Consider the following 24,468-nt stretch of genomic DNA (forward strand, 5'->3'; position numbering starts at 1 on the left):
CGGAGCTCGGAGGCATTGGCGGAGGTGAGCTCGAGCACCCAGTCGCCAGCGCTCCGATCGCTACGAAGCTGACGCACCCGCGCCTGAGGAACTCGGCAATAAGGCCTGTCACTTATTGGTCCCGCCCGCCGTCTGATACTCCGTGTAGAACTTGTTGAGAACGTCGCCCCCATCTCGCGCGCCGCTTCCCTCATTGGCATAGGACTCGAGTGCGTCGTAGTACCTGACTCGGTCGTTTGCGGAGATCGATTCCGGCGACACTAGATGGCCATCATGGACGTAGGGCTGCAGGTAGGCAGGAATGGGTTCTGCGTTCGTGGCGAACAATGCGTTGGCAACGGTATACCGCTCCAGGTTGTAGACCTCGCCAAAATGATGTGTATCCACTCGGGGTTCGGGAGCGAGTAGAGCATCCAAGATCACTTGCCTTCCGAGGTCCCCGACGATGGGCAACTGTCCCGTGAGCGGCCCTAGAGCTGCCTCCAGGGCCTGTCGCCGGTATCCGTAATCCGGGTCACTGTGTGAGAGGTCGGCACCAGAGTTCACGAGTCCGGTGAGCGCACCAGCCAACCCGGCCGGCGCCAACGGTGAGTCCTGACCGGTCCCGTGATTGATCCAATCCGAGGTGTCCTGTTGGTACTGCAGAATCGATTGGTACGCATGCTTGTTGAAGTTCTGCGCGGCAGTCGGATCTGAGTCCATGACCGCAAACACATTGCGGGCGAGGTCGTAGTTGCCGTTGGCCGGATCGCCGAGGACCCCGAATCCCTTGACCGTACTATCGTCACCGACCATCGCTTCCTGATACGGCGCAAGCGCCTCGGCCCACCCCTGGATGAGGTGTGGATTCCGTTCTCCGACTGTGGTGTCGCCGAACAGCGCCACATTCATCAAATCGTCCTTTTTCTCGCCGACGAATGTCGCGACCGCGTTGGCGGTCTCGCCGGCCCGCGTCGCCTCTTCAACATTCGAGGAATGTGCTGAGTCGTCGACCCAGTCCGTCAAGTTCTTTGCCGCGGAGCCGTCGTCAGACCAGTTGTGAACTGCGATGTCGTGCAGGAAGTTCTTTCCGTTGTCGCCGGTAATGGTGTCGTGGTCCACGATCTGATCACGGCCAGCGGAGTTGAAGATGTCCTGCATTACCCCGTCGTGGTCCGAATTGGCTTGCAAGCCGGTCGTCGCGTGCAGCACCTCTGTGCCGCGGTCCATCAACGAACGGTCTAGCTGAGAGCCGTTCTGGAACCGCTTGTCGCCATCCTCGACGAAGCCCGCGATGGTCTTGAGCTGTTCCTCGTTGTGAAACTCCCACGGCCGAGGGCCGCGGCCTGGTGTATCTGACAGGGTTGCAGCCGGATCGTTCAGAGGGCTCTGCATGCTCGTCGGGAGGTTGTCCAAGCTGCCTGGAACAGGGGGGCTACCGAGTTCTGGATGGAGTTCGGAGAAAGTCGTGGTCGCAGGGACTTTCACGTCGGGATCGCTCAAAACCTGCCACGAGTTGGCGAGGACGCCCTTGTGGTCACCTAGTTTGTCGTGAATTTGGGACAGCTGGTCCAGGCTGAGGTCCTTAGTTTGATAACCCATCTGGCTGAGGACTTGCTGCTGCTCCGTCGACAACGGCTTCTTGCCCGATAACTGTTCGTCTGAGATCGAGGTGACGACCTCGTCGACTTGAGCGGCAGCCGCTTGATCACCGTTCAGCGCCTCCCGGACCCTGTCGGCGGCGAGTCGCTTCTCTGCGTCTGGATCCTTCTTGTCGCCGTCCTTCTTGTCCTTGTCGTCGCCGGTGATGAACTGCGGTCCGTCCTTCGGCGCGAACTTCTGATCGCCAAGGGCGGTGTATTCGTTGCCGACGCCTCGGATCTTGCCCGCCACCGTGTTGAGCTCGCCGTTCGTCTTCTGGACGATGTCCGCGACCTGGCCAATGCCCTTGTTGGCGATCGGAATCAGCATCCGCTGGCCTTCGGCGGTGTTGGGCACGCTTCCGGCGGCGTCGACCACCCAACTGCGTACGGCATCGAGTTGGCTGCGTCCTGTGCTGACGATGCGGGCCGACTCGTCGACGTGCGCGGCGAGCCGCTTGTCCAATCCGCCCAGTTCGCCGATGACGCGCTGGTGCTCGGTGTTGGCCGCTCCATATGCGGTCGCGGCCGTACCGGTCCATCGTGTACCGGGCGCCGCGGAGTCCAGGTTGGATTTCAGCTGGTTGAGGGTTCCGCTGCCATCGAACTGCGCGCCGCCCTGCGGGGTGCCCTCACCGAACGTCGCCCTCGCGTTCGACCACGTCGAAAAGAAGCCGTCGAGAACTCCCACCCCATGCACCTCCCGAACACCCAACACTCAACGCCGACAGCTAATTATCACCCCTGCATAGCTACGGCGGAGCCACGTATCCGACCGGTCCGGCGGCCAGGCACACCGAAAGCGCTGCGGTGTTCGCGCGCACGTCGATGGCATTCCCCGCTCCGGACAGGCGCACGAACACCCGGTTGAGGCCGGGGTGCACGGGGACCTTGGTGTCGTCGCCGTCGGACAACGCCATCGTGATCGACCCTTCGCTGTTGGCCAGGTAGTTGACCTCGGCCGTCCACTCCGTCGGAAGCATCGGCCCGCTCAAGGGGATTCGGACCGGAAGATCCGGCTGTACGAGGTAGCCGCACTGTGGCTTGGGTCCCGGGGCCATCGCCCGCACCCACGTCGCCGTCGCGGGGACGAGGTTCCCGGCCTTGTCGAGTACGCGCAGATCCGTCGTACTCGTGCTGAACTCGGGGCGGTCTGGCACCAACGCGAAGATGTGACTCGCCAAGTTATCCGGCCACGAAAAGCGTTGCAGGATGTGGGGATCGACTTCCTGGTCGAGTAGCGGGGCGGTCGAAGTGGCCGCCGCCGCGGCGAGTCCGGTCCGCGCGTTGTTCAGGTAGGACCGCGTCGGGTTGTCCCGCCAACTCGTCAGGAACGTCGCACTCGAATACAGACTGCTTCCTACGAAAAGTGCTGCGCACAAGACAATTACGCCGGTGCGGACGCGCGAGGCGTCCATCCAGCGCGAAGTGCTTCGGTTCGGCGCGCAGAAGGCGACCGCGGTCAGCAGTGCGAGTACGACGACGAGGTCGGGCAGGTAGCGCAACGTCTGAGCGAGTTCGATCGCCGTGAACCGCGACGACCTCATCAGGTAGATCGGCACCTGGCAGGCCGCGACGTAACCCGCTGCCGCCCACCAGATCGGGCCGATGCGCTCCTTGCGAAGCCGCGACACCGCGATGATCGCCGCCAGCGCCAGCCAGCCGAGCACCATCACGGGCCACTGCGGAAGCGCCCACGGCGACGACGGCGCCCAGCGTTCCCAGTCCCACGGGCCGCCGACGAGGGTTGGGACGATCCCATGCGTGACCGATCGGACCAGCAGGTCCAACGTCATCGACGGGTCCAAGGTCCAGCGCCGCTGATCCACCACCACGAGGTACACCGCGACCCAGGCCACCGTCAGCACCAGGGCTACCGACCACAGCCGAATGCCGCAGCGCCACACCGTCTTCAGCGGATTCGGGACGCCGGTGACGTGTGCCAGCAGCGCAGCGACGGCGAACGCAACGAACGGAATGACGGCGGCCTTCTCGAAGAACAGCAGCCCGATGAAGTAGACCGCAAGAGTGGACGCGGCATACCGCTGATTTCCGGTGCGCACCAGCAAGATCGCATCCCCGCACACCCACGCCAACGCCGCGATCATCGGCAAGGCGTTCAGCGCGGCCGCCCACCACGCGAAGGCAGGCAGCCCCATGGTGCTGAACAACGCGAACGTCAAGGGGACTAAAAGCACGGGCCGCCAACCGAGGATGACGTACAGAGCCCGGAGCAACGCCAACGATGCGACGAGTTGCAGCACGACCAGGCTGATGGCAGGACCGATCCAGCTGAACGGCGCGAGTTTGATGATGCCGCCGGAAATCAGGAATGCGGCAGGCATGACGTGGCCGTCGTGGTCGTCGAACAAGAAGGACGGCGACAGCAGGCTGTGGGTACCCGCGCGGGCGATCAGGATGAGGTCGTCCCAGTAGAAGTAGCCGCCGAAGGCGAGTACCGCCCGAAGCGCCAACTGCAGCGCGATCAGCGCTACCGCGGTGCGGGCGACCCACCAATTCCCCGGTCGCTTCGCTCCTGCCCGCCGGACCTTCACGCTCGCCTACGGTACGGACGTCCAAACTACGTCGGTATGGTGACCCGGTGCGGACACTCGTCACCGGGGCAGCAGGCTTCATCGGATCAACGCTGGTAGACCGACTACTGGCAGACGGTCACACCGTCGTCGGCGTCGACGACCTGAGTACGGGCAACAGCCTCAACATCGTCCCGGCCGAGCGACACGAAACCTACGAGTTCGCGAAGGCCGACATCGTCGACGCCGACCTGTTGAGTTTGATCTCCGACACCAGGCCCGAGGTGATCTTCCACCTGGCCGCGCAGATCTCGGTCAGCCGCTCGGTCACCGACGCGCAATTCGACTCCAGCGTCAACGTCGTCGGCACGGTGCGGCTCGCAGAGGCGGCGCGCAAGGCCGGGGTGCGCAAGATCGTCCACACCAGCTCGGGCGGCTCCATCTACGGCACGCCGCCGGTGTACCCGACCAACGAGGACGTGCCCGTCAACCCGTCGTCGCCGTATGCGGCCAGCAAGGTGTGCGGCGAGGTCTACCTCAACATGTTCCGCAACCTGTACAACCTGGACTGCTCACACATCGCACCCGCCAATGTCTACGGGCCACGTCAGGACCCGCACGGCGAGGCCGGCGTCGTCGCGATCTTCTCCAAGGCGCTGCTGTCCGGGAAGCCGACCAAGATCTTCGGCGACGGGTCCGACACCCGCGACTACGTCTTCGTCGACGACCTCGTCGACGCGTTCGTCCGCGCCGGAGGCGACGCGGGCAGCGGCCAGCGCTTCAACGCGGGCACCGGCGTCGAGACCTCCACGCGTCAACTTCACTCGGCGATCGCCGCGGCAGTGGGCGCACCCGACGAGCCCGAGTTCCATCCGCCGCGGCTGGGCGACCTTCGGAAGTCGTGCCTGGACATCAGCCGCGCGAAGCGCGTGCTGGGCTGGGAGCCGAAGGTGCCGCTGGTCGACGGGGTGGCCCGCACCGTCGAGTTCTTCCGCGAGGCCGCAAGCTAGCTGCCGAGTAGGAAAATCACGACGTGTCACCCGGGCGAACCGTCGTGAGATTCACGCTCGCGGGGGCCTGACGGAGCACACCGTCTCAAGAAAGATTGCGAGCACTCGCTATCTAAGGTAGCGTCGCGGCATGCCCTACGACGTGATCATCCGCAACGGCCTGTGGTTCGACGGCACCGGCGCTCGCCCACAACTGCGCACGCTCGGCATTCGGAACGGCGTCGTCGCCACCGTGGCCACCGGGCCGATCGACGAGACGGGCTGCCCCGACGTCATCGACGCGACCGGGAAGTGGATCGTCCCGGGCTTCATCGACGTGCACACGCATTACGACGCCGAGGTATTGCTCGACCCTGGGCTGCGCGAGTCGGTCCGGCACGGCGTCACCACCGTGCTGCTTGGCAACTGCTCGCTGTCGACGGTGTACGCCGACAACGAAGATGCCGCAGATCTGTTCAGCAGGGTGGAGGCGGTGCCCCGCAAGTACGTCCTCGGCGCACTCGAGGCGAAGAAGACCTGGTCGTCGCCGGCCCAATACGTGGCCGCGCTGGACGGACTGCCGCTCGGACCGAATGTGAGCTCGATGCTCGGCCACTCGGATCTGAGGACCTCGGTGCTGGGCCTCGACCGCGCCACCACCGATGGCGTCGAACCGACGAACGCCGAACTCACCCGCATGGCGAAGCTGTTGGACGAGGCGCTCGACGCCGGCCTGCTCGGCATGTCCGGAATGGACGCGCCCATCGACAAGCTCGACGGCGACCGCTACCGCTCCCGCGCGTTGCCGTCGACCTTTGCGACTTGGCGGGAACGCCGCAAGCTGATCTCCGTGCTGCGCAAGCGTGGACGGATTCTGCAGAGTGCGCCCAACACCAAGAACGCGATCTCGGCGCTCATGTTCTTCCTCACCAGCAGCCGGCTGTTCGGCCGTGGCAAGGGGGTGCGGATGAGCCTGCTGGTGTCGGCCGATGCCAAGTCCGCGCAAGGTGCCGTGTACGTATTCGGCCCAGGCACACGGCTGCTCAACAAGGTGTTCGGCTCCTCGATACGATTCCAGCACCTGCCCGTGCCGTTCGAGCTGTACTCCGACGGTATCGACCTCCCGGTCTTCGAGGAGTTCGGTGCGGGCACTGCGGCGCTGCACCTACGCGACCAGCTCGAGCGCAACGAGCTGCTCGCGGACGTCGATTACCGGCGCCGATTCCGCAAGGCGTTCGATCGCAAGAAGCTCGGTCCGACGTTGTGGCACCGTGACTTTCACGACGCCACCATCGTGGAGTGCCCCGACAAGACGCTGGTTGGCAAGAGCTTTGGGCAGCTCGCCGACGAGCGCGGGCTGCACCCACTCGACACGTTCCTCGACATCCTCGTCGAGCACGGTGAGCGCAACGTGCGCTGGACGACCATCGTCGCCAATCACCGGCCGAAGCACCTCAATGCGTTGGCCACGGAACCGTCCGTCCACATGGGGTTCTCGGATGCCGGTGCGCACCTGCGCAACATGGCGTTCTACAACTTCTCGCTGCGTCTGCTGAAGCGCGTCCGCGACGCCGAAAGCGTTGGGCGACCGTTCATGACGGTCGAGCACGCGGTCCACCGCCTCACGGCCGAAGTGGCCCAATGGTTCGGGCTCGACGCCGGCACCCTCCGCGAAGGGGAGCGCGCCGACTTCGTCGTCATCGACCCGGACGGACTCGACGAGTCGGTGGACGGCTATCACGAAGAGGTGGTGCCTTTCTACGGCGGGCTGTCCCGAATGGTCAACCGCAATGACGACGCCGTCGTGGCCACCGGAGTCAACGGCGTGGTGGTCTACCGCAGCGGCCAGTTCTGCGACGGGTACGGCACCACCGTCAAGGCCGGCCGCTTCCTGCGAGCAGACTCCGTGGCCGCAGCACCCGCGAAAGCCCTTGCCTGACATGGCAAGAACCCAGCAGCAGCGGCGCGAGGAAACCGTCGGTCGACTGATCGACGCCAGCATCGACACCATCGTCGAAGTCGGCTATGCGCGCGCATCGGCCGCTGTGATTGCTAAGCGCGCCGAGGTCTCCGGCGGCGCGTTGTTCCGGCATTTCCCCACGATGGGTGACTTCATGGCGGCCACTGCTCACGAAGTGATGCGCCGTCAGCTGGAGTTGTTCACCAAACAGGTGGCGCAGATTCCGGCAGATCAACCGGCGCTGCAGGCCGCGCTGACCATCTTGCGGGACGTCACCGGCAATGCCACCAACGCCGTGATGTACGAGTTGCTCATCGCCGCCCGCACCGACGAAAAGCTCAGGGCCACTTTGCAGCACGTGCTCGCCGAGTACGCCGCGAGCATCTACGACATCGCGCGATCGTTACCAGGGGCCGAGCAGTTCCCGAAAGACACCTTTGGGGCGCTCGTCGCGATCCTGACGAACACGTTCGACGGCGCTGCGATCGTCCGGGCGGTGCTGCCGCAACCTGACCTCGAGGCCCAGCGCATCCAGGCTTTGGCCACGCTGCTCGAAGGACTCTCGCCGAGTTAGCCGTCCGCCGGCTCGCGGGCGCCTTCCAGAGCAACGGCGCGTGCTAATCGGGCGTAGCGCAACTCGAGGTCCTTGAAACGCATGTACGCGCTGATCGTCGCGAAGAGGAACGCGATGATGAACGCATACTCCAGCAGGTCGGTGCCGCGCCCGATGCCAAGCCAATGCGCGACCACCGTTGTGTCGTCGGGCCGCAGGATCGCGTAGATCGCGGCGACGAAGAACAAGACGTAGCCAACCTTGACCCACGCCCTGGACTGCGCCTTGCGGCGGGACGCCAGCAGATACATCAGGAGCACGACGACCGAAGCGATCAGCAGGACCTTGGTCCAGTTCATCGACGCATCCTTCCGCGCAGTAGCCCGTCCACGATGATGTTGACCCCGTTGACCAGTGGCTGACCCTTGGATTTCGAGTAGTCGGTGTACAGGATCTCGACCGGCTCCTCGGCCACCCGCCAACCGTTCTCGACGATCAGCGCCACGAACTCGCTGGCGTGGCTCATGCCGCTCATCGTGAGGTTGAGGCCGTCGGCCACCGTCTTGTTGAACACCCGTAGCCCGTTGTGCGCGTCGGTGAGGCCGAGTTTGCGGCTCGCGGGGCTGAGCTTGGCGATGATCGGGAACAGCAGTCGGCGCAGCTTCGGCATGCCCTCGGGGACGCGGTCGCCGAAGCGGGTTCCGACGATGATGTCGAGGTCCTCTGAGGTCAGCCGGTCGATCATGCGCACCACGTCCTTGACGCGGTGCTGGCCGTCGGCGTCGAACGTCGCGAACACTGCGGCGCCCGGCCTGCTGCGGGCGTACTCGACGCCGGTCTGGATGGCGGCGCCCTGCCCGAGATTGACCGGATGGCGCACCACGTACGCCCCCGCCGCAAGGGCCCGGTCACCCGTGTCGTCGCTGCCGCCGTCGTCGACGCACACCACATGACGGAAGACGGAGCGAACGTCGGCGATGACCTCGGCGATCACGCTCGCTTCGTTGAACGCGGGGACGACGATCCAGACGTCGTCGTAACGGGTGTCGATGCCGAACAAACTACACGCTTCAGACCTGGGGCATCCTGACCAACGCGACCAGGTGCACGGCGATCCCGACCAGCGGCCCGCACAGCAGGGCGACCACGGTGCGCGTCTCCAATGGCGTCGGCAGCAGCAACAGCAACGTCGACGCCAGCGTCGCGCCCACCCATCCGGCCGCATAGGCCCGGTGCAGCGCGGCCGCGACGGTCGCGGCGCCGGTGAGCGTCAGCAGCGCGATGGCGATGGCCGCCGCCGTGAACCAGGCCAGCAGGGCACCGCCCGCGCGATAGTCGGGCCCGAATGCGACCTGCAAGAGCCACGGTCCGGCGAGCCCGGCGACGAGCACGGCGAGTGCGCCGAGGCCCACCACGACCAACGCGGGCATGATCAACGCGCGCAGTCGCGCGGACCGCTCGTCGACGAAGTGCGCGATGAGATTTCCCTGCATGGCGTTCAACGGCACCAGCAGCGGCGCCCGCGTCAACGTCACGGCGAGGATCACCACGCCGCCGGTCGCGCCGAGTTCGGCTGAGGTGGCCTTCAGCAGCACCGGAAAGCCCATGATGAGGATGGCGCTGGCGCCGGCAGCCGCGATCGAATGGGACGCGCCGCGCAGGAACGTCATGGTGGTGCCAGGGGTCAGCAGGCGCGCCGCCGCGCGTGTCGCGGGTGACGCCAGCAGCAGCACCAGCCACGCGATCGACCCAGCGACGGTGGCCCACAGGTAGCCGACCAGACCCCAGCCGACCAGGAAGGTGGCGGTCGCGACGACGACCCGGCCCGTGGCGTCGCCGACGATAAGCGTCCCGTATTCGCTCCAGCGGTTGACCCCGGCCAGCACGCCGAGCAGTGTCGCGTGCAGGCAGAACCCAAAGATGCCCACGCTGAGCAATCCGACACTGAGCCAACGTGATTCGACGAAGACGTGGCTCGACCACAGCGGTGACGTGCCCGCCACGACCACCGCAGCGACCAGGCCAACCACCAGGGCCACCCGAATGGGGTGTATCCGTGGACCCTTCGGTTGTACGTCGTGCTGCGCTTGGCGCACCTCGCGGGTGGACTCCTGCAACAGGCCGTTGGCTGCCCCCGCCAGTAGCCCGAAGGCGCCCCAGAACACCGCGAACACCGAGAAGCCGGCGGGTTCGAGGTCGCGCGCGGCGAGGTAGAGCACCGCGTACCCGCACAGCGCGCTGATGACCGTCGCGACACCGACCCGGGCGACACTGCCCCTGGTCACTGGTCCCTGAGCGGGTACCGACGCGCCGTCGGTCACAGGTCGGGGACACCCGTCGAGTACAGCCAGGCCTGCCACAGCGGCCGCAGCGTCTGATCGGCGTAATTGGCTGCGAGCCCGGTGAAGTCGTCGGTGACCGCGGTGGCGTGCCAGTAGCGCGCCGTCCAGTCCCTCAGCAGGTTGAAGAAGTTCTCGTCGCCGATCGTGCGCCGTAACACGTGCAGCGTGATGGCTCCGCGCTTGTAGACGCGGTCGTCGAACATGTCGGCGGGCCCGGGGTCGGCCAGCAGCAGATCGGCAGGCGACGACTTGAGCCGCCGGTGGTAGTGGTGGGCCCACTCGTCGGCGCTGCGGCCGCCGGACTCCTCCGACCACAACCACTCCGCGTAGCACGCGAACCCTTCGTGCAGCCAGATGTCGCGCCAGCGCCGCGCGGTCACCGAGTTGCCGAACCACTGGTGGGCGAGTTCGTGCGCGATGAGCCGCTCAGAAGTGCGACGGCCGTCGCAGTGGTTGGCGCCGAAGATCGAAATACCCTGCGCCTCAAGCGGTATCTCGAGGTCGTCGTCGGTCACCACCACGGTGTACCCCGTCGCGAGCGGATACGGGCCGAACAGCTTGACGAAGAGCTTCATCATGTCGGGCTGGCGGCCGAAGTCGTGGTCGAAGTTGCGCCGAAGACGTTGCGGCAGTGCGGCGTTCATCTCGACGGGCGTCTTGGCAAGGCGGTGCGCGTCGTACTCACCGATCTGCAGGGTCATCAGATACGTCGACGTCGGCTCGGCTTGTTCGTAGGTCCAGGTCGTCATCGCCGCGCGGGTGCGGCGCGACTTCAACTGGCCGTTGGCCACCGCGCGGTACGGATTCTCGGTGCTGATCTGGACGCGGTAGCTGGCCTTGGAACTCGGATGATCGTCGCACGGGAACCAGGTCGCGGCGCCGTTCGGTTGGCCCGCCACCAATGCGCCGGCGGAGAGCTCTTCGAATCCGACTTCGCCCCACAGTGATTGGATGGGGCGCGGGTTGCCTGCATAACGCACGCTGATGGTCATGGCGGCACCCGCGGGCAGCGCGGACGACAGCGTGACGAGCAACTTGCCCGATGCGTGCCGAAACTGCGCGGGCCGATGGCCGTTGACGGACACCTTGGACACCGTCATGGTGTCGGCAAGATCGAGTGTGAATGACTTCAACGAGGCTAGCGTTGCGGCGGTGATGGTGGCCGCCCCCGAAAGCCGGTTGATGTTGACCTTGTACTCGAGGTCCAGCTCGTAGCGCGACACGCGGTAGCCGAAGTTGCCGTTGGAAGGCAGATACGGGTCGATGACGGGAGGGTTGGTTCCAGGGGCGACCTTGCGTGCGGCTTTCTTGGCGGAGCGTGTCACGCGGCGGGTTCCTTGGGGGTCTTGTCGGGCGCGCTGCGGCGCTTCTTACGGAAGGCATTCCAGGGCGCGATGGGGTTGCCCTGCCATCGCGTCGACGCCGGTACTTCGTCGCCACGCATGACCAGGGAGGCCGGTCCGACCGTTGCGCCCGCGCCGATCTTGGCGGCGGGCAACGCCACGCAATGCGGGCCGAGCGTTGCGCCGTCCTCCAGTACGACGGTGTCCAAGCGCATGATGCGGTCGTGGAACAGATGGGTCTGCACCACGCAGCCACGGTTCACCGTAGCTCCCCGTCCGAGCGTGACCAGGTCGGCCTCGGGCAGCCAATAGGTTTCGCACCACACCCCGCGCCCGATCGAGGCCCCGAGTGCCCGCAGCCACAGATTCATCACCGGGGTACCGCTGGCCGCCCTGGCGAACCATGGCCCCGCCACGGTCTCGACGAACGTGTCGGAGACCTCGTTGCGCCACACGAACGACGACCACAGCGGATGTTCGATGGCCTTGATGCGTCCGATCACCAACCACTTCGCGATGACCGCGATGGCGCCTGCCACCGCACCCGCCACCAGCAGCACGACTCCGCTGGCAGCCACCGCCCACCACCAGCCGAATTCGCTTGCCAGCCATTGCAATCCGCCGAGTACCGCCACCCCGATGGCGAACGTCACGATCAGTGGAATGACCCGGAACGTCTCGACCGTGGCGCGCATGAGCTTGAGCCGCAGCGAGGGGTGAAAGGTACGCAGCGCGTCGGCGGCCGTCGGCTGGCGACGCAGCCGGATCGGAGGGCTGCCCAGCCATGACGAACCCGCCTTGGCCTTGCGCGGCGTTGCACTGAGCACGGCCACCAGCCCGTCGTCGGGCACCCGCCGACCCGGTTGGGTGATGCCGGAGTTGCCAAGGAAGGCCCGTTTGCCGATGGTGGCCTTCGCGACGTGGATCCATCCGCCACCCAGCTCGTAGGACGCCACCATGGTGTCGTCGGCCAGGAAGGCGCCGTCCTCCACCACGGTGAACTTCGGCGTGAGCAAGGCAGTCGAGATCTCGGTGCCCTTACCGACTTTCGCGCCGAGCAGCCGCAGCCACCACGGCGTGAGCAAGCTCGCGTAGACCGGGAACAGGTAGTTGCGGGCCGCATCCATCAGCCGCTCGGTGGCCCACAACTGCCAACCCACGCGACTGCGCACAGGGTGGTAACCCTCGCGCAGGCCCAGGGCCAACGTCCGCACCCCGATGACCGTCAGCGCCGCGTAGACGGCCACCGCCACGATCGTGGCCACGGGTGTCCAGGTCAAGACGGGGACAAGCGCGGCCCGAAGTGACTGGGTGTCGCGAATGGCCCAGCCCAACAAGGCAAGTCCTGCGCCCAACGACACCAACGGGACCCCGCCGAGCAGCACGGAGGTGACGCCGTAGACCGCGACCCAGAACGGGGCGCGACGGGGCCGTTCGTCCGGCCACGGGTGGCGGGCCTTGCCCGACTTCATCGCCGGTGAGCCCTTCCAGTACTGGCCGGCCTTGACCTTGCCGATGACGCCGGAGCCCGGAGCGACGTCCGCGTTCTTGCCGATTGTTGCGTTGGGCAGCAGCGTCGTTCGCGCACCGATCGTGGCGTCGTTGCCAACGGTGATCGGACCCACGTGGAAGAGGTCGCCGTCGATCCAATGTCCGGTGAGGTCGACCTCGGGTTCGATCGAGCACCGGTGGCCCAGGGTCAGCATCCCGGTCACCGGCGGTGCGGAGTGCAGGTCGACACCCTTGCCGACCTTGTTGCCCAGTGCGCGCGCGTAGTACACCAACCACGGTGCGCCGGCCTGGTTCTCCGCGCCGCTGGCCTCGCCGAGTCGTTCGGCCAGCCATATCCGCAGGTGGACCGACCCGCCCCGTCGGTAGGTGCCAGGCTCGAGTCCGCCGACAAGGATGCGGGCACAGAGTACGGCAATACCCATGCGCCCCAACGGAGTTACGAAGACCAGGAAGCCGGCAAGTACCCACCACCAGCTCACCGACAGTGTCCACGGCGCCACGTGCAGCGCCGCTGCGACGTTGTTGAGCAGGGCCAGCCACACCACCCACTGCATCCCCGTGAGCGTGGCCAGCGGCACCGATGCGACCACCTGGGCGAGTTCGGTCCACCTGGATACCGGCGTCACCAAACGGGTTTCGACCTTCGGGGGCGGGTCGAGCTCGTCGAGGTAGCCGGCGAGCGAGCCGAGTCGCGGATGGTCGTAGAGGTCGGCGACGGTCACCTCTGGGTAACGCGCGCGCAAGGCCGCCACCAGTTGCGCCGCGGACAACGAACCCCCGCCGAGCGCGAAGAAGTCGGCCTCGGGTCCGTCGACCGGAGCCGCCAGTACGTCTCGCCACAGCCCGGCCAGCCAGCCCGTCGTTCCCGAGAGTTCGGGTCCGTCGGCGCCGCTGTCGCCCTCGATCGGCCACGGCAGCGCATTGCGATCCACCTTCCCGGACGTCCGGGTCGGCAGCTCGTCGACCAGCACCAGCCTGGGCACCAGCGCGGGGGGCAAGGAATCGGCCAGCGCGGCCCGAGCCGCGGCCAGGTCGAACTCGGGGTCGGCGCTGGCGATGTAGCCGACCAGCAGGGGAGTGCCGCTCATGGTGCGGCGTACCGCGGCCGCGCCACCGCTGACTCCTGGCAGGTTCACTAGCGCCGAGTCGACCTCGCCGAGCTCGATGCGGCGGCCGCCCACCTTGACCTGGTCGTCGGCGCGGCCCTGGAAGTAAAGGCCATCGGCTTCGAGACGAACCAGGTCACCACTGCGATAGGCGCGGGCCCACTGCAGGGTCGGCATCGGTGCGTACTTCTCGGCGTCTTTCTCCGGATCGAGGTAGCGCGCAAGACCGACACCGCCGATGACGAGCTCGCCGACCTCGCCGAGGGCAACCGGCCGGCCGTCCTTGTCCACGACGGCGAGGTCCCACCCTGGCAGCGGCAGCCCGATGCTGACGGGCGCCTTCCCTTCGAGCCTGGCCAGGCACGCGACCACGGTGGCCTCGGTGGGCCCGTAGGTGTTCCACACTTCGCGGCCTTCGACGGCGAGCCGCTCCGCGAGCTCCGGCGGGCAGGCCTCCCCACCGAAGATCAGCAGCCGGACGGCCTCCAGCGCCTCGGCTGGCCAGAGCGCAGCGAGCGTCGGCACCGTCGAGACGACCGTGATGTCCCTGGAGACCAGCCACGGGCCAAGATCCATGCCGCTGCGGACCAGCGAGCGGGGGGCCGGGACCAGACATGCGCCGTGGCGCCAGGCCAGCCACATCTCTTCACATGACGCGTCGAACGCCACCGACAGCCCGGCGAGCACCCGGTCGCCGGGGCCCAGTGGGCTGTCCTTCAGGAAGATCTGGGCCTCGGCGTCGACGAACGCCGCGGCATTGCGATGCGTCACCGCGACACCCTTGGGCGTTCCGGTCGACCCAGAGGTGAAGATGATCCAGGCGTCGTCGCGCCCCAGCGGCTCGCCGGCGCGCCAGCCTCGGGACGAACCGACTCCGCGCACCAGGCCGGCCTCGGTGATCACCCCGACGACGCCCGCCTCGCCGAACACCAATTCGGCGCGTTCGTCGGGATCGTCGGCGTCGACGGGCACGTAGGCCGCCCCGACGGCCAGGGCCGAAAGGATCGCGACGTAGAGCGCGTAGGTGCCGGATGGCATCCGTATGCCGATGCGGTCGCCGCGGCCGATGCCCCGCGCGGCCAGCCACCCGACGCTCTCCTCGATGTCGGCGACGAGCTCGGCGTAGGTGAGTTGAACAGCACCGTCGTCGAGCGCTGGGGAGTCGGGATGGCGCTCGGCGGTGGCGTACAGCACGTCGATCAGCGTGCGTGGCTCGGGCGCCTGCGCGGACAACAGATATTGGGGTGGGATGTCCGCTGTCACGACTACAAACTACTAAGCCGAAGCGTCGGCCCGGCCACGCCGCACGGACATTCCGATGGATTCGCGCTGATTGCAACGGTGGCAGCAGTGAGGCCAGACCCGTACGGTGCGGCTGGTGAGGCTTTTCTTCGCCGGTGAGTTGGATGACGATTGGACCGAGCTGACGACGGGCGGTCGTCCGGTCGTCCGGTTCGCGGCGCCCGACCTCCAACTCGCCAAGCGAGACGGGGCCCGAATCCGTGCGGACCGGCCGGATGTCGACGTGATCCTGGACGTCCGGGTGACGGTGACGGGTGACTTTCGCTCGGCAAGGGCATGGCTCGCATCCGAAGCGACGTCGACGGTGCAGTACGCCGGGACGGTCGACGGGCTGACCGGGCTCATCGCCGACATCGAGTTGGCCGGGGTGGCGGACGGTGTCACCTTGGTGCCCGAGGGCTCGCGGACCGAGCTCGACGGCGTAGGCCGTGACGTGCTCGAGCGGCTTGCCCTGCGCGGTCGCGCGTCGGCTTAACGCCTCCTAGGCAGGCTCGGTCCACGTCGACCGTGACTCATGCAGTTCTGCTATTAATGGTCCCAATATTGGTCTTGGACATGTATCGGTCGGAGTCCTAGCGTTGGGTTCGTGACAGCAACGATCTCCGACTCCATCCACTTGACCGGACAGATGATCATCGCCGGCGTTCCCGTCACCGGCACCGGGCCAGAGGTCCGCGGCTTCGACCCCGCTGCCGGCGCCCCCGTAGAACCGGCTTACCGCCACGGTGACGTGTCCGACGTCGAGGCCGCCTGCACCGCCGCCGCCGAGGCCTTTCCCGCATACCGCGCTACCACCTCCGAACAACGCGCACTCTTCCTCGAGGCCATTGCCGACAACCTCGAAGCCCGCGCGACGGCGCTCGTCGGCAGGGCGGTGACCGAGAGCGGGCTGCCCCAGGGCCGGATCACCGGCGAGGTGGGCCGGACCACCGGACAACTCCGACTCTTCGCCGCCGTGTTGCGCGAGGGCAGTTGGACCGAGGCCCGCATCGACCCCGCGCAGCCCGAGCGAACCCCGTTGCCGCGGCCCGACATTCGCCAGCGGGCCGTCCCGCTTGGCCCGGTCGCCGTGTTCGGGGCCAGCAACTTCCCGCTGGCGTTCTCGGTCGCAGGCGGCGACACCGCGTCGGCGCTCGCCGCCGGCTGCCCCGTCGTAGTCAAGGCGCACGATGCGCATCCCGGCACGTCCGAACTGGTGGCCCGCGCCATCGCCGACGCCGTGGCCTCCTCCGGCCTACCCGCAGGGACGTTCTCGCTACTGTTCGGCTCCGGCCCCGGGCTCGGTACCGCACTCGTCACCGACCCCCGGATCAAGGCCGTCGGATTCACCGGATCCCGCTCTGGCGGAACGGCTCTCGTCGCAGCCGCCGCGGCCAGGCCAGAGCCCATCCCGGTCTACGCCGAAATGAGCTCGATCAACCCGGTGTTCCTGCTCGGCGGCGCGCTGTCGACGCGGGGGGCCGACCTCGGGCGTGCGTTCGTCGGCTCGCTCACGATGGGCTCCGGCCAGTTCTGCACTAACCCCGGGCTGGTCATCGCCGTCGACGGGCCTGGGCTTGACGCGTTCCTCTCCGCGGCCCGCGATGCGCTTGCGCAGTCGCCCGCCACGCCGATGCTGACCCCCGCGATTGCCGAGAACTACGCCGATGGTGTCGCCGCGCTCACCGGCTCCGCCGACCTCGTCGCCCGCGGCGAGTCGGCCGACAATCCCACCGCCTGCCGGGCCGCGCTCTTCAGCACGGACGCCGCCTCCTTCCAGGGCTCCGAGTTGCTGCAGGCCGAGGTGTTCGGCTCGTCGAGCCTCGTCGTGCGATGTGCCGATGTCGACGAGATGAACGACGTCGCAGCAAGTTTGGAAGGCCAACTGACTGCGACCATTCATGCCGACGAGTCGGACTACGACGATGCGGGCAGGCTGTTGCCGACGTTGGAGACCAAGGTAGGGCGAATTCTGTTCGATGGCTGGCCAACTGGCGTCGAGGTTGGCTACGCGATGGTCCACGGCGGCCCATCGCCCGCCACGTCCGACTCGCGTACGACCTCCGTCGGGGCCCGCGCGATCGAACGCTTCCTGCGACCCGTCGCCTATCAGGACGTGCCGAAGGCATTGCTGCCCAGCGCAATTGCCGATGGCAATCCCGACGGGCTCTGGCGCCGCATCGACGGCCAGCTCACCAAAGACTGAAACCCACCCCATCCAGCGAGGAGTTCCACATGCTTGACGGCGTACTTTTCTTCCCTGTCACCCCTTTCGATGAGTCGGGCGAGGTCGACCTGACCAAGCTCGCCGAGCACGTCGCCAAGGGCGTCGACGCGGGCCCGGGCGGAGTGTTCATCGCTTGTGGCACAGGCGAATTCCACGCGCTCGAGCCCGGTGAGTTCGCCGACATCGTGCGCACCGCCGTGGAAGCGAGCGCTGGCCGGGTCCCGGTGTACGCCGGCACAGGCGGATCCGTCGCGCAAGCCAAGGTCTTCGCACGTGCGGCCGCGGAGGCCGGCGCCGACGGGCTGCTGCTGCTCCCGCCGTACCTCGTCACGATGCCGCAGGAGGGGCTCGTCGCCTACACCCGCGAGGTCGCGGGCGCCACCGAACTCCCGTTGATCGTCTACAACCGTGCGAACGCCCGCTACACCGAGGCGTCGGCCGTGGAGGTGGCGCAACTCCCCAACGTCGTCGGGTTCAAGGACGGTACCGGCGACGTCGATCTGGTCGCCCGGATCGTGCGCGCGGTCACCGATGCCCTTGCGCCATCGGGCAAGCCGTTCCAGTTCTTCAATGGGCTGCCAACGGCCGAGGTGGCGCAGCAGGCCTATCGCGCCATCGGAGTCACGCTGTACTCGTCGGCGACGTTCGCCTTCGCCCCCGAGTTGGCGCTGGCGTTCTACGAGGCGCTCGAGCGCAACGACGACGACGCAGCCGCCGCACTCCTGCGCGAGTTCTTCCATCCGCTGGTCCGGTTGCGCGACACCGTGCCCGGCTACGCGGTCTCGCTGATCAAGGCCGGGGTGACGATGGAGGGCATCGACGCGGGATCGGTCCGGGCGCCGCTGATCATGCCGTCGCCGCAGGCCCTTGCCGAACTCGCCCAGATCATAGCGGCGGGTCGCGCGGTGATCGCCGACGAACTTGCGGGCGTGAGGTGACCTCCCGGATCCGCATCACGGGCGCCCGCATCACGCCGGTCGCATTCGTCGACCCTCCACTGCTCAACACCGTCGGCGTGCACCAGCCGTTCGCGTTGCGCGCGATCATTCAACTGGACACCGACGCGGGCCTGGTCGGACTCGGCGAGACCTACGCCGACACCAGGCACTTGGCCCGGCTCGAAGCCGCCGCCGAGGCCATCACCGGGCTGGACGTGTTTGCGCTCAACGTGATTCGCGCGGCCATCTCCGAACGGCTTCGTGGTGACGACGCCGCGGTTGGCACCGCGGGCATGATCACGTCAGCCAGTGCCGTGGACCAGGTTCTGTCCCCGTTCGAGGTGGCCTGCCTCGACGTGCAGGGCCACGCCACGAATCGGCCGGTGTCCGACCTACTCGGCGGTGCCGTCCGCGCCGCGGTGCCGTTCAGCGCCTACCTGTTCTACAAGTGGGCCGCCCACCCAGCTGGCGAGCCGGATTCCTGGGGGGAGGCGTTGGACCCCGCGGGCATCGTCGCCCAGGCGACACGCATGATCGACGAATATGGTTTCACGGCAATCAAACTCAAGGGCGGCGTGTTTCCTCCCGACGAGGAGATGAACGCCATCGAGGCGCTTCACGACGCGTTCCCCAACCATCCGCTGCGGCTCGACCCGAATGCGGCGTGGACGACGCAGACGTCGGTCAAGGTGGCCGCCGGCCTGGCGGGCATCCTCGAATACCTCGAGGATCCGACGCCCGGGCTCGACGGTATGTCCGAGGTGGCCCAACAGTCACCGATGCCGCTGGCCACGAACATGTGCGTCGTTGCGTTCGACCAGCTTGCCCCGGCAATCGCCAAACAGTCGGTGGGCGTGGTGCTTTCGGATCACCACTACTGGGGCGGCCTGCAGCGTTCCCGGCTGCTGGCGAGCATCTGCGAAACCTTCGGGCTCGGCCTGTCCATGCATTCCAACTCGCATCTGGGCATCAGCTTGGCGGCGATGGTGCACCTGGCCGGCGCCACGCCGAACCTCAGCTATGCGTGTGACACCCACTGGCCGTGGAAGACCGAAGAGGTCGTCAAGCCAGGGGTGCTAGAGATCCGCGACGGGGCGGTCGCGGTGCCGACCACGCCCGGCCTCGGCATCGAACTCGACGACGACGCACTCGCTGCGCTGCACGAGCAGTACGTGCGCTGCGGGATCCGCGACCGCGACGACACCGGCTACATGCAGAGCATCCACCCCGAATTCGAGGCCTCCAGCCCGCGCTGGTAGTTACACTCATGCACCATCGGCCCGTCGTGGGAGCCGAATGATACTGGGAGTGCATCGGTGTTCTCGTTCGCGCGGTTGTCGTGCTTCATCGCGGTAGCCGAGGAACTGCACTTCGGGCGCGCAGCCGAGCGGCTTCACATGACTCAGCCGCCGCTGAGCAGGCAGATCCAGCAGCTGGAGGGCGAACTCGGCGTCCAATTGATCGACCGAACCACCCGATCCGTGACGCTGACCCCCGCCGGAGTGGCATTCCTGCCGGATGCGCGTCGCATCCTGCAACTGGCCGAGGGCGCGGCGATGACGGTCAAGCGCGTACCCGCAGGCGACCTCGGCACCGTCGTCGTCGGCTTCACCGCGGCGTCGGCACACGTCGTGTTGCCACTGCTGCTCGAAGCCGCGCGGGAAAAGCTGCCCGACGTAAAGCTCGACCTGCGCGAGCTGGTGACGTCAGTTCAGCTTGAGGGCTTGATGAACGGCGAACTGGACCTCGGCATGGCGCGTCCACCGGTGAAGCGCCCTGGCCTGGTGTCGCGGCCGTTGCTGCACGAACAGCTGATCGCCGCGCTGCCGGTGGGGCATCCGCTGGCGGACCTGGGCCGCCAGCTGACGCTTGGCGACCTCGACGGCGAAGAGGTCATCATGTACTCGCCGGTGCAGGCTAGGTACTTCAACGAACTGCTCATCAGCACCTTCACCATCGCCGGCGTGACGCCGCGCTACGTGCAGTACGTGACCCAGGTGCACACCATGCTGGTGCTGGTGCGCTCGCAGATCGGGATCGCCTTAGTACCCGCGTCGGCGGCGACGCTGCACCCGGAAGGCGTGGTGTTCCGCTCGATCGGGGCGTTCCGCGAGCGGCCGGTCGAGCTCGACGCGGTGTGGCGCGGCGACAGTACCAACCCGGCGTTGCTGCGGCTGCTGAGAGATGTGCTGCCGCAACGCGAATGGACGACCGACGGGCTGGTCGAGGACGTCGTGGGCTAACTCGACGCCGTCGCAGGCATCGGCACCGGCGTGACGAGATGACCTGACTCGAGGAACCCGTCCAGGTTGCGCAGCGTCAGCTGCTCCATCGCCGCGCGGGTCTGCACCGTCCCGCTGCCAAGGTGGGGCAGCACCACCACGTTGTCCATCGACAGCAATGGCTCTGGCACATTCGGCTCGTCGGCGAAGACGTCGAGGCCTGCCCCGGCCAGCCGACCTTCAGTCAACGCTGCCACCAAGGCCTGCTCGTCGACGACGCTGCCGCGGGCGATGTTGATCAGATATCCGTTCGCGCCGAGCGCGTCGAGCACCTCGCGGTCGACCAACTCCTTGGTGCCCGAACCGCCTGCCGCCGCGACGATCAGCACATCGACACCGCCGGCCAACTCCACCGGCGACGCTACGTACTCGTACGGCGAACCCTCGACCGGGCGCCGATTGTGATACGAAATCGTGCAACCGAAAGCGGTGAGCCGCTTCGCGATTGCGCCACCGATGCGGCCCAGCCCGATGATGCCCACCCGGGTATTGCTGACCTGCCGCGTCAACGGGTAGTTCCCGGCTACCGGCCATTGGCCTGCGCGCACGTAGCGATCTGCCGCGGAGAACTGGCGCAACGTGTCGATCATCAAGCCCACTGCGGTGTCCGCCACGCAGTCGGTCAGCACGTCCGGGGTATTGCTCACCGCAATCCCGCGTGCGGCGGCGGCCTCGACGTCGGTGGTGTCGTAACCCACGCCGAAGTTCACCACCGCGCCCAGATTGGGCAGCGCCGCCATGAGTTCGGCATCCACGCCGGTACGGCCCGACGTCACGACGGCGGTGATGTCGGCGCCGTGCGACGACAGAAACTCCGCGCGATCGGCGGACCCGTCGGGTAGCACGCGGGCCGCGTAATCGTCGGCCAGGGTCTGGGCCAACGATGGTTTCAGCGGTCCGACCTGCAGCACGGACGGGTTCTTTGACGTGCGGTGTGCGGTGCTCATGATGCTGACCACGGTACGACGACCTGCAGATACCCGTCCAACCCCGAATTAGCATGGACTCATGCTGAACCTGCATGACTTGCGGATTCCCTGCGTCGGCAAGGTATCGGCGCCCGCGCCCCGTCATCGAATGCCCAGTTCAACGGCTGTTTTCGGCGAGTCCAGCGAGGTCAGGACGCCCTAACGCAGCCCCCTATTGAGCCGTTCAGGTGGGGTTGACGCTGTGGAAACACCGTCCTTACCGTGTGTCTGCGATCACACGTTTCATCCACATACGTGGACGTCACACCAGCAGCCCTGGAGGACACATGAGCTCCGCCTCACGCCAGCCGCGCTCACGCGCAGCCTTGGCCGTCGCCGCAGCGGCAGTCACGGTCGCCGCGACCGGTTGTACCGTCGCGAACTCGAGCCACGGCGGATACGACCCCAACACGCTGCGCATCGTGCTCTCGCAGGAACCGCCCACGCTCGAACCGTGCGAGTCCTCGCTGACCTCTACCGGTATCGTCGTCCGCTCGAACATCACCGAGCCGCTCATCGAACGCGACCCGAACTCGGGCGACCTTCAGCCGCTGCTCGCCACCGAGTGGCGCCAGACCTCGCCCAACCAGTGGTCGTTCACGGTGCGCGACGGCGTGACCTTCTCCAACGGCGCCCCCTTCACCTCCAAGGACGCGGCTTTCTCCATCGACCGCGCGGTCAACTCCAACCTGCAGTGCAACGTCGATGGCTACGTGTTCGGCGACGAGAAGCTCAAACTGTCCACCCCTGATGACAACACCCTGGTTGTCGGCACCGAGCAGCCGGATCCGATTCTGCCGCTGCGCATCTCGTTCGTGGAGATCGTCCCGACGACCACCAGCACCACCGAGAAGGTCCGCGAGCCGATCGGCACCGGGCCCTACGCGGTCGAGGACTGGGAGTACGGCCAGAAGCTCCTGCTCAGGCGCAACGACACCTACTGGGGCCACAAGCCGGCCTTCGCCCGTGCCGAATACCAGTGGCGCAGCGAAGGCAGCGTGCGCGCGGCGATGATCACCAACGACGAGACCGACATCGCCACTTCGCTCGGACCGGAGGACGGCGCGGGCGACCTCGGCGTCCCGTTCCAGAACAACGAGACGACGGCGCTGCGCATGCAGGCCACCGAGGCCCCGCTCAACGACATGCGAGTGCGCCAAGCCATCAACTACGCCGTCAACCGCGCCGGCATCGTCAAGGCGCTGTTCCGCGGGCTCGGAGATCCTGCGTCACAACTGATTCCCTCCGGCGTCGTCGGATACAACGACCAGCTGAAGATCTGGCCGCACGACGCCGACAAGGCCAAGCAACTCATCGCCGACGCGAAGGCCGACGGCGTCCCCGTCGACAAGCAGATCCGGCTGATCGGCCGCACTGCCCAGTTCCCGAACATCAGCGAGACCATCGAGGTCTTGCAGAGTGAGTTCGCCGAGATCGGGCTCAACGTCAAGATTGAGATGATGGACACGGCCAACCAGCTGCTCTATCAGCTGCGGCCGTTCCCGCAGAACTCCGGCCCGTACCTGCTGATGATCATGCACGGCAACCAGGCCGGTGACGCCGCCTTCACCATGGACCAGTACATGCTCAGCGACGGTCCGCAAGCCGCTTACGGCACAAGCGAATTCGACGAGAAGATCCGAGCCGCGGAAGCCCTCACCGGCCAGGCCCGCCAAGACGCCTTCGCGAAGCTGTTCGCGGAGGAGCCGCAAGAGATCATGCAGATGGCCTACATCGCCCACATGAAGGGCATCCTCGGCAAGTCGCCACGCGTGGACTACACGCCCAACTCCGCCACCGGTGACGAGATGCGACTGGCCGAGATGACGCCGACTGCCGACCGTACCGACAAGTCCTAGTCCGCCAGGAGTAGACAGCCCATGTTCCCCTTCGTTCGGCGCCGGATGTATACCAGCGCACTGCCGTTGATCATCGTGCTGCTCGGCGTGTTCCTGCTCGCCAGGCTCACCGGTGACCCCACCAACCTCTACCTGCCCGAATCGGCCACGGCCGACCAGCGGGCCGCGTTCGCCGCGAAGAACGGATTCGATCAACCGCTGCTGACTCAGCTGATCGACTACTTCAAGGGCGTCATCCACCTGGACTTCGGTACGTCGCTACGCACCGGCGAGCCGGCGTCGACGATGGCGCTGCGGGCCTTCCCGGCGACGCTCCAATTGGCACTGACCACCATGCTTCTCGCGACGGTGCTGGCGGTCATCATCGGCTGCTGGGCCGCGTACCGGCCCAACTCGCTTGCGGATCGGTGCTCGAGCCTGCTGTCGATGACCGCCGCCAGCATCCCGGATTTCTGGTTCGCCATCACCGGCGTCTGGCTGTTCGCCGTGCTACTCGGGGTGCTACCGACATCCGGCGTCGACAGCGGGCTGTCCTGGATCCTGCCTATCGCCACGCTGATGATCAGGCCGCTCGGTGTGCTGACCCAAGTCGTCCGCGGCGCAATGGTTTCCGCGTTGTCCGCGCCGTACGTTCGGCTCGCCCGCAGCAAGGGCGCCAGCGATCTGCGCGTCGTCACCCATCATGCATTGCGCAATGCCGCCGCACCGGCGCTCACCGTCGCAGGCGACCTGGCCGTCGGCCTCATCAACGGTGCGGTCGTCGTCGAGGCCATCTTCGGATGGCCCGGTATCGGCAAGCTCATGATCGACGCCATCCTGCAACGCGACTTCGCGGTGCTCCAAGCGGCGGTGCTGCTCACCGCCGTCAGCATCTTCGTGCTGAACATCCTCATCGACGCCTGCTACGCGCTGCTCGACGCCCGCGTCCGGGAACCGGCGAAGGTCTAAGGGAGAC

The 24,468-nt window shown here is 66.9% G+C and carries 18 protein-coding genes; 10 read left to right on the forward strand and 8 right to left on the reverse strand.

Annotated features, from left to right (window positions below; all coding sequences use genetic code 11):
* Positions 1-108: 108 nt before the first annotated feature.
* Complete coding sequence (locus SLQ30_RS23500) at positions 109-2,310, reverse strand: EspA/EspE family type VII secretion system effector (protein ID WP_319449191.1); 2,202 nt, start codon at positions 2,308-2,310, stop codon at positions 109-111.
* Between the two features lie 61 nt (positions 2,311-2,371).
* Positions 2,372-4,174: a hypothetical protein gene (locus SLQ30_RS23505; RefSeq protein WP_319449192.1), complete on the reverse strand. Its 1,803-nt coding sequence runs from the start codon at positions 4,172-4,174 to the stop codon at positions 2,372-2,374.
* Between the two features lie 47 nt (positions 4,175-4,221).
* Here SLQ30_RS23505 and SLQ30_RS23510 point away from each other — a divergent pair, with 47 nt between their 5' ends.
* The 3 genes from SLQ30_RS23510 (at position 4,222) to SLQ30_RS23520 (ending at position 7,676) form a co-directional block, all read left to right on the forward strand.
* Complete coding sequence (locus tag SLQ30_RS23510; RefSeq protein ID WP_319449193.1) at positions 4,222-5,163, forward strand: NAD-dependent epimerase/dehydratase family protein; 942 nt, start codon at positions 4,222-4,224, stop codon at positions 5,161-5,163.
* Positions 5,164-5,293: 130 nt separating this feature from the next.
* A complete protein-coding gene (locus SLQ30_RS23515) occupies positions 5,294-7,081 on the forward strand; it encodes an amidohydrolase family protein (protein ID WP_319449194.1) in 1,788 nt (595 codons plus the stop codon).
* Position 7,082: 1 nt separating this feature from the next.
* Complete coding sequence (locus SLQ30_RS23520; RefSeq protein WP_319449195.1) at positions 7,083-7,676, forward strand: TetR/AcrR family transcriptional regulator; 594 nt, start codon at positions 7,083-7,085, stop codon at positions 7,674-7,676.
* On the opposite strand, the gene SLQ30_RS23525 is transcribed toward SLQ30_RS23520, so the two are convergent.
* From SLQ30_RS23525 to SLQ30_RS23545, 5 genes are read right to left on the reverse strand one after another with little or no spacing between them, the layout of a single operon-like run.
* A complete protein-coding gene (locus SLQ30_RS23525) occupies positions 7,673-8,014 on the reverse strand; it encodes a DUF2304 domain-containing protein (protein WP_319449196.1) in 342 nt (113 codons plus the stop codon). The genes SLQ30_RS23520 and SLQ30_RS23525 overlap by 4 nt on opposite strands.
* Positions 8,011-8,715: a glycosyltransferase family 2 protein gene (locus tag SLQ30_RS23530; RefSeq protein ID WP_319449197.1), complete on the reverse strand. Its 705-nt coding sequence runs from the start codon at positions 8,713-8,715 to the stop codon at positions 8,011-8,013. The genes SLQ30_RS23525 and SLQ30_RS23530 overlap by 4 nt, the downstream gene beginning before the upstream one ends.
* Before the next feature lie 10 nt (positions 8,716-8,725).
* Complete coding sequence (locus tag SLQ30_RS23535) at positions 8,726-9,976, reverse strand: hypothetical protein (protein ID WP_413468151.1); 1,251 nt, start codon at positions 9,974-9,976, stop codon at positions 8,726-8,728.
* A complete protein-coding gene (locus SLQ30_RS23540) occupies positions 9,973-11,322 on the reverse strand; it encodes a M1 family metallopeptidase (protein WP_319449198.1) in 1,350 nt (449 codons plus the stop codon). Before SLQ30_RS23540 ends, SLQ30_RS23535 begins: the two co-directional genes overlap by 4 nt.
* Entirely contained in the window at positions 11,319-15,221 is a 3,903-nt protein-coding gene (locus SLQ30_RS23545) for a Pls/PosA family non-ribosomal peptide synthetase (RefSeq protein ID WP_319449199.1), read from the reverse strand. Before SLQ30_RS23545 ends, SLQ30_RS23540 begins: the two co-directional genes overlap by 4 nt.
* Before the next feature lie 115 nt (positions 15,222-15,336).
* Between SLQ30_RS23545 and SLQ30_RS23550 the strand changes: the two genes are divergently transcribed.
* The 5 genes from SLQ30_RS23550 to SLQ30_RS23570 all read left to right on the forward strand — a co-directional run bounded on the left by SLQ30_RS23550 (position 15,337) and on the right by SLQ30_RS23570 (position 20,647).
* Complete coding sequence (locus SLQ30_RS23550) at positions 15,337-15,735, forward strand: hypothetical protein (RefSeq protein ID WP_319449200.1); 399 nt, start codon at positions 15,337-15,339, stop codon at positions 15,733-15,735.
* 153 nt (positions 15,736-15,888) lie between these two features.
* Complete coding sequence (locus tag SLQ30_RS23555) at positions 15,889-17,445, forward strand: aldehyde dehydrogenase (NADP(+)) (RefSeq protein ID WP_413468170.1); 1,557 nt, start codon at positions 15,889-15,891, stop codon at positions 17,443-17,445.
* A gap of 29 nt (positions 17,446-17,474) precedes the next feature.
* Complete coding sequence (locus SLQ30_RS23560; protein ID WP_319449202.1) at positions 17,475-18,404, forward strand: 5-dehydro-4-deoxyglucarate dehydratase; 930 nt, start codon at positions 17,475-17,477, stop codon at positions 18,402-18,404.
* Positions 18,401-19,663, forward strand: a complete 1,263-nt coding sequence (locus SLQ30_RS23565) for a glucarate dehydratase family protein (RefSeq protein WP_319449203.1) — start codon at positions 18,401-18,403, stop codon at positions 19,661-19,663. Before SLQ30_RS23560 ends, SLQ30_RS23565 begins: the two co-directional genes overlap by 4 nt.
* Before the next feature lie 57 nt (positions 19,664-19,720).
* A complete protein-coding gene (locus SLQ30_RS23570) occupies positions 19,721-20,647 on the forward strand; it encodes a LysR substrate-binding domain-containing protein (RefSeq protein ID WP_319449204.1) in 927 nt (308 codons plus the stop codon).
* Here the strand turns inward: SLQ30_RS23570 and SLQ30_RS23575 are convergent.
* Positions 20,644-21,633 carry a 2-hydroxyacid dehydrogenase gene (locus tag SLQ30_RS23575; RefSeq protein WP_319449205.1) on the reverse strand — a complete coding sequence of 330 codons (990 nt, stop codon included), beginning with the start codon at positions 21,631-21,633 and terminating at the stop codon, positions 20,644-20,646. The genes SLQ30_RS23570 and SLQ30_RS23575 overlap by 4 nt on opposite strands.
* Before the next feature lie 308 nt (positions 21,634-21,941).
* On the opposite strand from SLQ30_RS23575, the gene SLQ30_RS23580 reads away from it, so the two are divergent.
* Together SLQ30_RS23580 and SLQ30_RS23585 are read left to right on the forward strand one after the other, a co-directional pair.
* A complete protein-coding gene (locus SLQ30_RS23580) occupies positions 21,942-23,513 on the forward strand; it encodes an ABC transporter substrate-binding protein (RefSeq protein WP_319449206.1) in 1,572 nt (523 codons plus the stop codon).
* Between the two features lie 21 nt (positions 23,514-23,534).
* Positions 23,535-24,461 carry an ABC transporter permease gene (locus tag SLQ30_RS23585; protein ID WP_319449207.1) on the forward strand — a complete coding sequence of 309 codons (927 nt, stop codon included), beginning with the start codon at positions 23,535-23,537 and terminating at the stop codon, positions 24,459-24,461.
* Positions 24,462-24,468 lie beyond the last annotated feature (7 nt).

This window comes from Mycobacterium sp. RTGN4, assembly GCF_033804635.1.
GTDB lineage: Bacteria > Actinomycetota > Actinomycetes > Mycobacteriales > Mycobacteriaceae > Mycobacterium.

What these genes read in the sequence shown, in the direction of transcription:
- SLQ30_RS23515 (WP_319449194.1), top strand. Translation starts at nt 5,294, where the DNA reads ATGCCCTACGACGTGATCATCCGCAACGGCCTGTGGTTCGACGGCACC.
- SLQ30_RS23520 (WP_319449195.1), top strand. Translation starts at nt 7,083, where the DNA reads ATGGCAAGAACCCAGCAGCAGCGGCGCGAGGAAACCGTCGGTCGACTG.
- SLQ30_RS23525 (WP_319449196.1), bottom strand. Translation starts at nt 8,014, where the DNA reads ATGAACTGGACCAAGGTCCTGCTGATCGCTTCGGTCGTCGTGCTCCTG.
- SLQ30_RS23555 (WP_413468170.1), top strand. Translation starts at nt 15,889, where the DNA reads ATGATCATCGCCGGCGTTCCCGTCACCGGCACCGGGCCAGAGGTCCGC.
- SLQ30_RS23560 (WP_319449202.1), top strand. Translation starts at nt 17,475, where the DNA reads ATGCTTGACGGCGTACTTTTCTTCCCTGTCACCCCTTTCGATGAGTCG.
- SLQ30_RS23575 (WP_319449205.1), bottom strand. Translation starts at nt 21,633, where the DNA reads ATGAGCACCGCACACCGCACGTCAAAGAACCCGTCCGTGCTGCAGGTC.
- SLQ30_RS23580 (WP_319449206.1), top strand. Translation starts at nt 21,942, where the DNA reads ATGAGCTCCGCCTCACGCCAGCCGCGCTCACGCGCAGCCTTGGCCGTC.
- SLQ30_RS23585 (WP_319449207.1), top strand. Translation starts at nt 23,535, where the DNA reads ATGTTCCCCTTCGTTCGGCGCCGGATGTATACCAGCGCACTGCCGTTG.